Raw genomic sequence first — 12731 nt, forward strand, 5'->3', positions numbered from 1 at the left:
ACCTTAACGGACTCGACCTGATTGAGCGCATTAATGACGCTGGCGAGCTGACGCAGGTTTCATTCGGCACTGCGATGGGCAACGACCTCGACTACTATCGCTAGGTACGATGTCATACGGCTAGGCAATGGTACTGCTGTGCCTAACGGAGTATCTGCGGGTCTATTTGTATGTAGTCGCGTCATCGACCTGTAAGTAAAAAGGGACGGGCATTGCCCGTCCCCTTCTCATCACGTCATGAATTACATGTTGCGGATATAGTCATCCATTTCGGTTTTCAAGTTATCTGACTTGGTGCCGAAAATTGCCTGAACGCCGGAACCCGCCACAACCACACCCGCAGCGCCCAGTTTCTTCAGGCCAGCCTGATCCACTTTCGTGATGTCCGCAACGCTTACGCGCAGACGGGTGATGCAGGCATCGAGGTTGGTGATGTTCTCTTTACCACCAAACGCCGCCACCAAGTTACCAGCCATTTCGCTGGCTGAGCTGCTGTTCTGCTCGCTGGTGGTATCTTCACGACCCGGGGTTTTCAGGTTGAATTTGGCAATCAGCACGCGGAACACGGTGTAGTAAACCAGCGCGTACACGATCCCGACGATAGGGAACAGCCAGATGCGGCTGCTGTTGCCGCTCAGCACGATAAAGTCGATCAGACCGTGTGAGAAGCTGATGCCGTCACGCATGCCTAACAGAATAACGATTGGGAAGGCTAGGCCCGCTAGGATAGCATGGATGGCATACAGGACTGGCGCAACGAACATGAACGAGAACTCGATCGGTTCGGTAATCCCGGTCAGGAACGAGGTCAGCGCAGCGGAGATCATGATACCGCCCACTTTCGCACGGTTCTCAGGTTTTGCTGAGTGCCAGATGGCGATAGCTGCCGCTGGCAGCCCGTACATTTTGAACAGGAAGCCGCCGGACAGCATGCCCGCAGTCGGGTCACCCGCCATGTAGCGAGGGATATCACCATGGAACACTTGGCCCGCAGCGTTGGTGTATTCACCAATCTGCATCTGGAAAGGTACGTTCCAGATGTGATGCAGACCAAACGGCACCAGAGCACGCTCAACCACCCCATAGATACCAAAGGCCACAACCGGGTTCTGATAAGCCGCCCACTGTGAGAACGTCTGGATGGAGGTACCAACCGGTGGCCAGATAAAGGAGAGGATCACGCCGAGGAAGATGGCAGTGAAACCAGAGATAATCGGCACAAAGCGTTTACCGGCGAAGAAGCCCAGATATTCAGGCAGCTTGATGCGGTAGAAGCGGTTGAACATATACGCGGCGATGGAACCGGCAATAATGCCGCCCAGTACTCCGGTGTCCACCAAGTGTTTCGCCGCAATTTCTTCGGCTGGCAGATGTAATACCAGCGGGGCGACCACGGCCATGGTTTTCACCATAATGCCATAGGCCACTACTGCCGCCAGTGCTGAAACGCCGTCGTTATTGGTGAAGCCCAGCGCCACACCAATAGCAAAAATTAGCGGCATGTTGGCGAACACCGAGCCACCGGCTTCCGCCATAACGTGTGAAACCACCAAAGGCAACCAGCTAAAGTTGGCAGAACCAACGCCCAGCAGAATACCCGCAATCGGCAGAACCGATACAGGCAACATCAGCGATTTACCGACCTTTTGCAGGTTCGCAAATGCATTTTTGAACATAGTGTGAAGCTCCTGAGTATGAGTGCTTTTTTATCGCAGGCTGAGAGATCGGCCTGCGTTGCAGAGAGGGAGGACCAGCTGCGCGGGTGGAGCTCTTTTAGCGCTCTCGGTATTTATTACGAATAGTAAAATAAATCCGTTCAAATTTGTTTGATGGCTATCACGTTTCGTTGAATGTGGGCCATTTCTTTAGGAGATTTTGGCAAAAATAGAGTGTAGCAACCTTTTATGGCGCTGCACTTTACGACTTCTGCCTATTAATTACAAGCTATAAAAGAAACCCGCGCTCTATCATTACCCGGCGAGGCGCGACATGGGCACGTGGAACAGGCGTGAGAAGTTTTCTGTCGTGGCTTGGGCCATCTTTTCAATACTAACCCCTTTTACCACCGCCATATATTCCGCCACATCGCGCGTGTAGGCTGGCTGGTTTTCTTTACCGCGATGCGGCACCGGGGCCAGATAAGGCGAATCGGTTTCGACCAACATGCGGTCGAGCGGAACGTAGCGCGCCGCTTCACGAATCTGCTCCGCGTTACGGAAAGTGGCAATTCCGGAGAACGAAATATAGAAACCCATATCCAGCAGCTTTCCGGCCGTCTCACGATCTTCAGTGAAGCAATGCAGCACACCGCCGCACTCGTCGGCCTTCTCTTCCTGCAGGACCGCTAGCGTGTCTTTACGCGCATCGCGGGTGTGGACGATCAACGGTTTGTTCAGATCGCACCCTACGCGGATATGCTCGAGGAAGGAGGCCTGCTGACGGGCTTTGGTATCTTTCTGATAAAAGTAGTCCAACCCGGTTTCTCCCATCGCCACCACGCGCGGATGGGCTGCCAGGGCGCGCAGCTCGGCGAAGTCGTACTCCTCTTCGTGATTCAGCGGGTGCACACCGCAGGAATAGGCCACGTTTGGGCGCTCGCCGATCAGATCAACCATGGCCTTGTAGCCCGGCAGCGTGGTCGCCACTGCCAGCAAAAATTTCACATCGCGCGCGGCGGCTTTGGATAGCACATCGGACACGTCCTGATGCAGGGTTTCATAATTCAGGCCATCAAGATGGCAGTGGGAATCAACTAAAAACATCGCGTTACTCTTTAATTCGGTGAAGCGGCCGCAGCCGGTTTAATAATAGCTTCCCAGTTCAGCAGCTGTTCGGTTAGCAGCAGCTCGCGGTTAACCGCAACCACATTGAGCAGACGATCGCGGCACTGCATCCAATTGCGCAGGCTGGCGTCGATTGCCGCCGAGGGCAGCAGGCTGGCGAGGTGCATCACTTCAGCCTGGCGGTCGACATTGCTGATGTATTGCCCGCCGCCCTGTTGCCACTTGATGGCATCCACCAGCAGCGAACAGAGCCAGCCGATACGCCGTGCGGCGTCATCGTGGTTGAGTGCAGGCAGCAGGCTCAGCGTGTCGCCCCGCAGGGCGGCAGGCAACGCCTGACAAACCTGCTGGCGCTGCTGCCAAGTTTTCTCTTTCAGTAGTTCAAGCGTGGCCACCGGTGCCCCGGAGGCAAGCCGTAGCGCAGCGGTGCGCTCATTCAGCCCGGCAGCACAATGCTTATTCAGCCACTGCAGGCTTTGTGCTTCATCCGGCGGCGCGAGGTGCCACAACAGGCAGCGGCTGCGCAGCGTTGGCAGCAGGCGTGACGGTTCAAGGCTGCTGAGGAGAAACCAAGTATTCTTCGGCGGTTCTTCCAACGTTTTCAGTAAAGCATTGGCCGCCGCTTCGGTCAGCTGCCCAGCATCCGGTAGCCAGACAACTTTTGCCCCGCCCTGCTGCGCGTGATGCCAGAGCTTCTCGGTCACGCTACGCACCGCATCAATGCCGAGTGAACTTTTGCCCTTCTCCGCTTCCAGCCGATACCAGTCTGGATGCGTTCCCGTCTGCATCAGCTGGCAGGGGTGGCATTTGCCGCAGCTTTTAAGTCCGTCCGGCTGTTTGCACATCAGCCAGCGGCTGATGCCCCAAGCCAGCGCATCGTCCCCCATACCAAACAATGCCTGAATCAGCAGCGCATGATGCCCGCGCTGTGCCTGGTGCTGGCTGAGGATCTGACGATAGCTGTAATTCAGCCACGGATACCAGTTCATTGCTGTTCCTGTAGCCACTGGTTGAGCGTGGCTTTCAGCACGGCGCTGACCTGTTCCAGCGGCTGGGTCGCATCCACGCTGCGGATGCGGCTGTCTGTGGCAACCAAGGCAAGATAGCGCTCACGCGTGCGGGTAAAGAAGTTCAGCGACTCCTGTTCGATACGATCGAACTCCCCCCCCCGCGCGCGCGTGCGCTGCAGGCCAATCTCCGGCGTCACTTCCAGGTACAGGGTCAAATCCGGTGCAAAATCGCCCAGCACGGCCTGCTTCAGGCAGCTCATCAGGTAGCTGTCGATACCGCGCCCGCCTCCTTGGTAGGCCTGAGAGGAGAGATCGTGACGATCGCCCACCACCCATGCACCGCGTGCCAGCGCAGGTTTGATCACGTTTTCCACCAGCTGCACGCGAGCGGCGTACAGCATCAGCAGCTCGGCTTGGTCGGTTACCTGCTCCCCCTCAATGCCCTGCGTGATTAAATCACGCAGTTTCTCGGCCAGCGGCGTGCCGCCCGGTTCACGGGTGAAAACAATATCGTTAATGCCGTGGCGCTGCAGTTCACTAACGATCGCATCAAGCGCCGTGGTTTTTCCTGCGCCTTCCAGCCCTTCGATAACGATAAATTTACTGTTCATTTTTTTCCTTCAACGTGAGGCGATACACCTGCACTGCTTTGTTGTGGCTCGCTAGGTTGGTCGTAAAGGTGTGCCCCCCTTTTCCGTTGGCGACAAAATAGAGGAAGTTGGTCTTTTCTGGGTGAGCTGCCGCTTCCAGCGAGGCCTTGCCCGGCATCGCAATCGGGCCTAGCGGCAGGCCGCTGATGGCGTAGGTATTATAGGCGGTCGGCGTTTCCAGATCTTTACGCGTCATGGTGCCTTTATAGCTGTCGCCCATACCATAGATCACTGTCGGATCGGTTTGCAGACGCATACCGAGGCGCAGGCGGTTAATAAACACCGAGGCCACTTTACTGCGTTCTTCGCTGACCGCCGTCTCTTTCTCAATAATCGAGGCCACGGTCAGCATATCATTTTTACTTTTATACGGGAGGTCATCCATTTTCCCCTGCCAAACGCTATCCACCCGTTTTTCCATGCGCTCATGGGCGCAGTTCAGCAGCGCTACATCGGGAGTGTTTGCGGTATAAAGGTAAGTATCCGGATAGAACCAGCCTTCCACACCCTGCTGCTCGCCCTCAAGCTTGAGCGCAGCGGCTACCGTTGCCAGCTTATCGTTGCTCAGCGTGTGCTTGATGTAGAGCGCGTTGCGTAACTGGCTCAGCCACTCCTGCATGCGCGTGCCTTCAACAAAACGCAGCGGGAAGTGCGCTTCTTTGCCGCTGGCCAGTAGTTGCAGCATCTCACGCACGGTCATATCTGGCGTAAAGCGGTAGGTTCCGGCTTTGAACTTCGCAAGCTCCGGTTCCAGCTTCAACAACACCCCAAACCACGGCGTGCCGCTGATAATATGTTTTGATTCCAGCTGCGCTTCCAGCACCACCCGCCCGGAACCGACCGGCAGCGTAAAGATGGTTTCACTGTCAATGGTCAGGGCAGAATCGGCAAACTGACGCGTTTCCCAGTAGCTGAATGCAGCAGCAGCTAGCACGGCGATAGCCAGCAGCGCGACGAGTATCTTTCGGATTTTAGTCATGACGTTTCCACATCATTCATTATCGGGATTGAGCTGGCTGAACAGGTCGCGTGACGTATAGCGCCATGCCTCAATCTGGCTGACCGGTAATACCGGCATCAGCGCGTTGGTAATCAGCACTTCTTCAGCATCGGCCAACACCTGATAGTCCTGGCGCACTTCACTAAGGGCATAACCGAATCCAATGACCTGTTGCATTACCTGCTGGCGCTTGATGCCATTCACCCCAGAGGCGCTGAGATCGGGGGTAAATACCTGTTCTCCCACGCGCCAGAATAAATTTGCCGCACAGCATTCCACCAGCATGCCGTCACTGTCAAGCACAAGCGCCTCATCCGCGGCGGTCTGCTCAAGCTCTATGCGGATCATCACCTGCTCAAGGCGGTTAAGGTGTTTGATCCCGGCCAGTAGCGGATTTTTTCCCAACCGGACCGTGCTGAGCGCTAGGCACACCCCTGTCTGGCGCAGCCTGAGGTAGTGCGCGGGCCAGGCAGCGAGTGACATAATGCGGGCAGGCTGCTGGCAGCCGCAGGCACTATAGCCACGCCCGCCGCTACCGCGCGTAATGATCACTTTCATCACGCCATCATCTATCGTGCTGGCGATAGCAACCATTTCCTGCGCAAGCAGCTGCCAGTCTACCCCGGCGATCATCAGGCGTTCACAGGCCTGTTGCAATCGCTGGCGGTGGGCTTCCGGTTGCAGCATCTTGCCGTGCAGAATACGGGCGGTGGTAAAGCAGCCGTCACCAAACTGCACGGCACGGTCGCGTGCTTCAATGCTTTCCTGTGCCAAGCCATTAACCCACATCATGCTCACTCTCCGTTATTTTTACCCGAACAGATTACCTGTCTGGCGCGCGAGAATCATCTGATTCTAAGTAATGAAGCATATAGCACTCGCCAGTTGTGTGCGGGCCTTAGATAAGTACGGACAGGATCAGATTTTACGGAAGATCAGCGAGCCGTTAGTTCCGCCAAAACCGAAGGAGTTACACAAGCTGTACTCCATACATTTCACCTGACGCGCGACGTGCGGGACAAAATCTAGGTCACAACCCTCATCCGGGTTATCCAGATTGATGGTCGGCGGGATAACCTGATCGCGCAGCGCAAGGATAGTGAAGATAGACTCTACCGCCCCCGCTGCGCCGAGCAGATGCCCGGTCATGGATTTGGTCGAGCTGACCATAACGCTGCGCGCTGAAGCACCAAAGACGGATTTCACCGCCTGAGCTTCAGCTTTATCACCGGCCGGCGTCGAGGTGCCGTGCGCGTTGATATAACCAATCTGCTCCGCAGACAGCTGTGCATCTTTCAGTGCATTAACCATCGCCAGTGCGGCACCTGCACCATTTTCTGGTGGCGAAGTCATATGATAAGCATCGCTGCTCATGCCGAAACCAACGACTTCTGCATAGATTTCCGCACCGCGTTTTTTCGCGTGATCATACTCTTCCAGCACCACTAACCCTGCTCCGTCACCGAGGACGAAACCGTCACGATCCTTATCCCACGGGCGGCTTGCCGACTGGTGGGTTTCGTTGCGGGTTGAGAGCGCACGTGCCGCCCCGAATCCACTGACGCCAAGCGGGGTACTGGCTTTCTCAGCACCGCCTGCCAGCATCACATCCGCGTCGTTATACGCAATGATACGGGCAGCGTGACCGATGTTATGCACACCGGAAGTACAGGCGGTAGCGATAGAGATGCTTGGACCTTTCATACCGAACATGATGGTGAGATGCCCCGCAATCATGTTCACAATGGTCGAAGGCACAAAGAACGGGCTGATTTTACGCGGGCCACTATTCACCAGAGAAGCATGATTTTCTTCAATCAGACCTAACCCGCCAATACCGGAACCAATAGCGGCACCAATACGGTCGGCATTCTCTTCGGTGATCTCAAGGTCGGAATCGTGCATGGCCTGAATGCCAGCGACGACGCCATATTGGATGAAAGCATCCATCTTACGCTGATCTTTGCGCGAGATAAGTTCATCACAATTGAAGTCTTTTACTAAGCCAGCAAAACGCGTTGCGTAGGCACTAGTATCAAAATGGTCGATAAGGCTGATGCCACTCTGACCGGCAACAAGAGCATTCCAGGTGGACTCTACGGTATTGCCGACAGGAGATAACATGCCAAGACCAGTCACCACTACACGACGCTTAGACACGTTCGTCCTCCAAGGAGGGAAAAGTTGACACTGTGTGGGAAGTTCAGATAAAACTCAGGCGGTCGAATGACCGCCTAGAAATGTTCACTTATGCTTGAGCTGAATTGATATAATCAATGGCAGCCTGAACGGTAGTGATTTTCTCAGCTTCTTCATCCGGAATCTCGGTATCAAACTCTTCTTCCAGAGCCATTACCAGCTCAACGGTATCAAGAGAATCAGCACCCAGATCATCTACAAAAGAGGCAGTATTAACAACTTCTTCCTGTTTAACGCCCAGCTGCTCGCCAATGATTTTCTTAACGCGTTCTTCGATAGTGCTCATACTATTAAATTTCCTATCAAAACTCGCTTTCGCGATGGTTTTCGTAGTGTATAAAATGTTGAGAAAGATGCAACTAAATCCCGGCTGGGATGACCATGATTCACGCTATTTTGCGGCTTTTACCCTAAATAACGCAAATATTTCGTGATGATCAGACCATATACATTCCGCCGTTGACGTGCAGCGTTTCACCAGTGATGTACGCAGCCTCGTCAGAGGCTAAAAATGCAACAGCATTGGCGATTTCCTGCACGCCGCCGAGTCGCCCTGTAGGCACTTCTGCCAGAATGCCCGCACGCTGATCTTCACTTAGCGCACGCGTCATGTCGGTTTCAATGAAACCGGGTGCCACGACGTTAACGGTAATGCCACGTGACGCGATTTCACGCGCCAGTGACTTGCTAAAGCCAATCAAACCCGCTTTTGCTGCTGCGTAGTTTGCTTGGCCCGCATTACCCATTGTTCCAACTACGGAGCCAATGGTAATAATTCGGCCCGAGCGTTTTTTCATCATTGCGCGCATTACCGCTTGCGACAGGCGGAATACGGAAGTTAGATTGGTGTCCAGAATATCCTGCCACTCGTCGTCCTTCATACGCACCAGAATATTATCACGCGTGATGCCTGCATTATTGACTAAAATGTCCACTTCGCCAAATTCGGCACGAATATTTTCCAACACAGACTCAATCGAGGCTGAGTCGGTAACGTTCAGGAGCAGTCCTTTACAGTTATCACCCAGATAGGCGCTGATAGCATCGGCACCGCTTTGGCTGGTTGCAGTACCCACAACTTTGGCACCGCGAGCCACCAGAGTTTCTGCAATAGCACGACCAATTCCACGACTTGCACCAGTGACCAGCGCTATTTTACTTTCGAAGTTCATGTTCATCCTCGTTTATTGTTCAAGCGCCGCTGACAGGCTGACCTCGTCGTTTACCGCCATCGCCGTCAGAGTGTCAACAATACGCTCAGTCAGCCCGGTTAAAACCTTACCCGGACCCACTTCCAGCAGCGAAGTGACGCCCTGCTGAGCCATAAATTCTACACATTCTGTCCAGCGTACCGGACTGTACAGCTGGCGAACCAGCGCACTGCGAATCGCTTCGCCTGATGTCTCGCATTTCACATCAACGTTATTCACCACCGGGAAGGCGGGGGTGTTGAAGGTAAGCTGCTCCAGCGCTACCGCCAGCTTATCCACAGCGGGCTTCATCAGCGCGCAGTGCGACGGAACGCTCACTGGCAGTGGCAACGCACGCTTAGCGCCGGCGGCCTTACAGGCAGCACCAGCACGCTCAACGGCTTCTTTGTTGCCGGCAATCACCACCTGACCCGGTGAATTAAAGTTTACCGGAGAAACCACCTGCCCCTGTGCAGAGTCTTCACAGGCTTTTGCGATAGACGCATCGTCCAGACCAATAATGGCCTGTATCGCGCCCGTTCCTTCAGGAACGGCTTCCTGCATCAGTCTGCCACGCAGCTCAACCAGCTTGATCGCATCGGCAAAAGCAATGACACCTGCACAAACCAGAGCACTGTACTCACCTAGGCTGTGGCCTGCAAGCATTGACGGCTCTTTTCCACCTTTTTCTTGCCAAACGCGGAAAATGGCAACAGATGCGGCCAGTAAAGCGGGCTGAGTTTGCCAAGTTTTGTTTAACTCTTCAGCAGGTCCTTGTTGAACTAGCTGCCATAGATCATAACCAAGCACAGCAGAGGCTTCACTAAAGGTTTCTTCCACAAGCTTGTTTTCGCTTGCTAAATCGGTCAGCATTCCCAGAGCCTGAGATCCCTGTCCAGGGAAAACCATTGCAAATTGCGTCATTGTGATTTCCTGTTAGTCGCGATGACTTATTAATAAAAATATTATTAATCAAAAAAGATAATCAGAAGCGCACCAGCGCCGAACCCCAAGTGAACCCGCCGCCAAAGGCTTCCAACAGGATTAACTGGCCGCGTTGAATACGACCGTCGCGCACCGCTTCATCCAGCGCCGTCGGCACCGAGGCCGCAGAGGTGTTGCCATGACGATCGAGTGTCACCACCACTTTATCCATATCCATGCCCAGCTTGCGAACGGTGGCGCTGATAATACGCAGGTTAGCCTGATGCGGCACCAGCCAGTCGATGGCGCTGCGGTCAAGATTATTGGCCTGAAGGGTTTCATCAACGATATGAGCCAGCTCGGTTACGGCGATTTTAAAGACTTCGTTACCCGCCATGGTCACATAGGACGGTTGATCCTGATGCTCACGATCCTGATTTAACAGGGTCAGCAGCTGGCCATAACGGCCATCGGCATGCAGGTGAGTCGAGATAATACCCGGCTCTTCGCTGGCACCCAGTACCACTGCGCCTGCGCCATCACCAAATAGAATGATGGTGCTGCGATCCTCAGGATCGAGCATACGGGCCAGCACGTCAGCGCCGATCACTAGGGCATGTTTCACTGCACCGTTTTTGATGTACTGGTCGACCACGCTAAGCGCATAGGTGAAACCCGCGCAGGCGGCAGCCAGATCGAAAGATGCCGCATCATCAATCTCCAGCATTTGCTGGATTATGCAGGCGGAACTTGGGAATGAGTGACTTGAGGAGGTGGTCGCAACCACGATCAGACCAATGTCGTTCTCATCAATTCCGGCCATGGACAGCGCACGTTCTGCGGCGTGGAAGCCCATGGTTGCCACGGTTTCGTCCGGGCTGGCGATACGTCGTTCACGGATACCAGTACGAGTGACAATCCACTCGTCTGACGTATCCACCATTTTTTCCAGATCGGCGTTAGTCCGCACCTGTTCGGGCAAATAGCTGCCCGTACCGATAATTTTCGTATGCATGTACGCTCAGTCACTCTTAGGTAATACAGCTTGAAGGCGGGCAGCAATCCGCTCGGGTACTTGCCGCCGCACCGCCTGCTCTGCCTGTTGGATCGCCACAGCAAATGCGCGCTCATTCGCCGCACCGTGACTCTTAATCACGGTGCCACGTAATCCTAACAGACAGGCACCATTGTAATGGTCGGGGTTGAGATGGCCGAGCTTCTTAGCTAGGCGCATTTGTAAAACGCGCCCCAACACTCGCAACCACCAGACCGTTTTTTTATCTTCGTCCTGTAATTTCAACAGAGAAAGGAACATTCTTACCACGCCTTCCATCGTTTTCAGCGTGACATTGCCTACGAAACCGTCGCAGACAAGCACGTCTGTCTTACCAGTAAGAAGATCTTTGCCTTCGAGGTATCCAATATAGTTAATTTCTGGCGTTTCACACAGCTTGGCTGACGCATCGCGAATCGAAATCAGCCCTTTGGTCTCTTCCTGACCAATATTCAGTAGTGCCACTCTTGGCCGCGTAATAGCTAACACTTCTTCCGCCATTACCGCACCCATAATAGCAAACTGCACCAGCATAGCACCGTCAGAATCGACGTTAGCGCCTAGATCAAGAACAACGGTCTTACCGTGCTGCTGATGCGGTAACACGGTCATTAACGCCGGGCGGTCAATGCCGTCTAGCGGTTTTAATAATAGTTTGGCCAGCCCCATCAGCGCCCCGGTATTTCCCGCGCTGATGCAGGCCTGAGCCAGCCCTTCTTTCACTTGCTCCAGCGCAATATGCATGGATGTACCACGGCTGGCGCGAATCGCCTTAGAAGGGCTGTCATCACTTGCAATAACCGATTCGGCAGGAATAATTTGCAGACGCGCCCTGAGGGCATAATCAGCTGTGGTAAGTAATGACGTGATTTTATCGGGATCGCCGACTAAAAGAAGATGCAGATGTGGGTTAGATGCCAGTGCCTGCAATGATGCAGGCACTGGCACGTAGGGACCAAAGTCCCCGCCCATGGCATCTATCGCTAGGGTCAATCGTGTCAAAATAGCTCCGCTAACCGCGGAATTACTTAACGGTGACCTTGCGACCGCGGTAGTAACCATCCGCAGTGATGTGGTGACGCAGATGAGTTTCGCCAGAAACTTTGTCTACGGAAAGAGCTGCAGTAGACAGCGCATCGTGTGAACGACGCATGCCACGCTTGGAACGGGTTGGTTTATTCTGTTGTACAGCCATGGACCTTACTCCTATTTTACTTACGCTTTAAACTGGCTAATACGGCAAATGGGTTTGGTTTTTCTGCCTCTGCAGGCAACTTACCAAAGACCATGTCTGCTTCGGACACTTCACAGTGTTCAGAATCATGCACCGGAACGACAGGCAGGGCGAGGATGATTTCATCCTCAACCAATTCCAGCAGTTCGGTTTTGACAAACTCGTTGACGTTGATCGGCTCGTACGCTTCCGGCAATGCTTCGGCCTGCTCGTCAGTGACGATCAAGCTAAAACAGTACGATACGTGGACATGATGCGAGAATGTCTGATTGCAGCGTTGGCAGCACAGCGTCACAGAGACATCAGCCGTACCTTTCAGCACCGCCAAGCGCTGTTCGTCAATCGCAAACGACATCGCACATTCAACATCACTGTCCAAACTGACCACCGAGTCAGCGATACGCTCAACCTGTTCAGGGGTATAAACACCTTGGTAGTCCAAGCGTTTTTGAGCGGTTCGGACCGCATCGAGAGTCAGGGGTAATTTTACCTTTTGCATAGGGCGCGCATACTAACTTTCTAACGACATAGAGTCAAAGGAAAAGGCCGTAAAACGGCATCTTTCAGCCATGATTCGCATCCTGTGCGGCACACAGTTTAAAATGCCTGCCACCGATTCGCTATATATTCTAGAAAAATTATGCACCAACTGGTTTTAGCCTCTACGTCCACTGTCAATACCGATCG

General features: G+C 53.9%; 14 protein-coding genes. All 14 read right to left on the reverse strand.

Features of this window, described 5'->3' with window-relative positions; translation table 11 throughout:
- Positions 1 to 242: 242 nt before the first annotated feature.
- The gene (gene ptsG, locus BBW68_RS08940; protein ID WP_070135079.1) at positions 243 to 1676 is read right to left on the reverse strand and encodes a PTS glucose transporter subunit IIBC; all 1434 of its coding nucleotides are present in this window, start codon (positions 1674 to 1676) and stop codon (positions 243 to 245) included.
- Between the two features lie 294 nt (positions 1677 to 1970).
- Positions 1971 to 2762, reverse strand: coding sequence for a metal-dependent hydrolase (locus tag BBW68_RS08945; RefSeq protein WP_070135081.1), 792 nt, complete (start codon positions 2760 to 2762; stop codon positions 1971 to 1973).
- Positions 2763 to 2773: 11 nt separating this feature from the next.
- Positions 2774 to 3772, reverse strand: coding sequence for a DNA polymerase III subunit delta' (holB, locus tag BBW68_RS08950; protein ID WP_070135082.1), 999 nt, complete (start codon positions 3770 to 3772; stop codon positions 2774 to 2776).
- Positions 3769 to 4404: a dTMP kinase gene (tmk, locus tag BBW68_RS08955; protein ID WP_070135084.1), complete on the reverse strand. Its 636-nt coding sequence runs from the start codon at positions 4402 to 4404 to the stop codon at positions 3769 to 3771. The genes holB and tmk overlap by 4 nt, the downstream gene beginning before the upstream one ends.
- Complete coding sequence (mltG, locus tag BBW68_RS08960; protein WP_070135086.1) at positions 4394 to 5422, reverse strand: endolytic transglycosylase MltG; 1029 nt, start codon at positions 5420 to 5422, stop codon at positions 4394 to 4396. Before mltG ends, tmk begins: the two co-directional genes overlap by 11 nt.
- Positions 5423 to 5434: 12 nt before the next feature.
- Positions 5435 to 6235, reverse strand: coding sequence for an aminodeoxychorismate lyase (gene pabC / locus BBW68_RS08965; protein WP_070135088.1), 801 nt, complete (start codon positions 6233 to 6235; stop codon positions 5435 to 5437).
- A gap of 126 nt (positions 6236 to 6361) precedes the next feature.
- Entirely contained in the window at positions 6362 to 7603 is a 1242-nt protein-coding gene (gene fabF / locus BBW68_RS08970; RefSeq protein ID WP_070135090.1) for a beta-ketoacyl-ACP synthase II, read from the reverse strand.
- An 88-nt stretch (positions 7604 to 7691) separates the two neighbouring features.
- Complete coding sequence (gene acpP, locus BBW68_RS08975) at positions 7692 to 7928, reverse strand: acyl carrier protein (RefSeq protein WP_048916391.1); 237 nt, start codon at positions 7926 to 7928, stop codon at positions 7692 to 7694.
- Between the two features lie 151 nt (positions 7929 to 8079).
- Entirely contained in the window at positions 8080 to 8814 is a 735-nt protein-coding gene (gene fabG / locus BBW68_RS08980) for a 3-oxoacyl-ACP reductase FabG (RefSeq protein ID WP_070135092.1), read from the reverse strand.
- Between the two features lie 12 nt (positions 8815 to 8826).
- On the reverse strand, positions 8827 to 9756 hold the full coding sequence (gene fabD / locus BBW68_RS08985) for an ACP S-malonyltransferase (RefSeq protein WP_070135094.1): 930 nt from the start codon (positions 9754 to 9756) through the stop codon (positions 8827 to 8829).
- A 61-nt stretch (positions 9757 to 9817) separates the two neighbouring features.
- Positions 9818 to 10771, reverse strand: coding sequence for a beta-ketoacyl-ACP synthase III (locus BBW68_RS08990; protein WP_070135096.1), 954 nt, complete (start codon positions 10769 to 10771; stop codon positions 9818 to 9820).
- A gap of 6 nt (positions 10772 to 10777) precedes the next feature.
- Entirely contained in the window at positions 10778 to 11812 is a 1035-nt protein-coding gene (plsX, locus tag BBW68_RS08995) for a phosphate acyltransferase PlsX (RefSeq protein WP_070135098.1), read from the reverse strand.
- A 22-nt stretch (positions 11813 to 11834) separates the two neighbouring features.
- A complete protein-coding gene (rpmF, locus tag BBW68_RS09000) occupies positions 11835 to 12005 on the reverse strand; it encodes a 50S ribosomal protein L32 (protein WP_070135100.1) in 171 nt (56 codons plus the stop codon).
- A gap of 16 nt (positions 12006 to 12021) precedes the next feature.
- Positions 12022 to 12543 (reverse strand): 23S rRNA accumulation protein YceD, encoded by a 522-nt coding sequence (yceD, locus tag BBW68_RS09005; protein ID WP_070135102.1) that lies wholly within the window; start codon positions 12541 to 12543, stop codon positions 12022 to 12024.
- Positions 12544 to 12731 lie beyond the last annotated feature (188 nt).

It is taken from the genome of Candidatus Erwinia dacicola (assembly GCF_001756855.1).
Taxonomy (GTDB): Bacteria; Pseudomonadota; Gammaproteobacteria; order Enterobacterales; family Enterobacteriaceae; genus Erwinia; species Erwinia dacicola.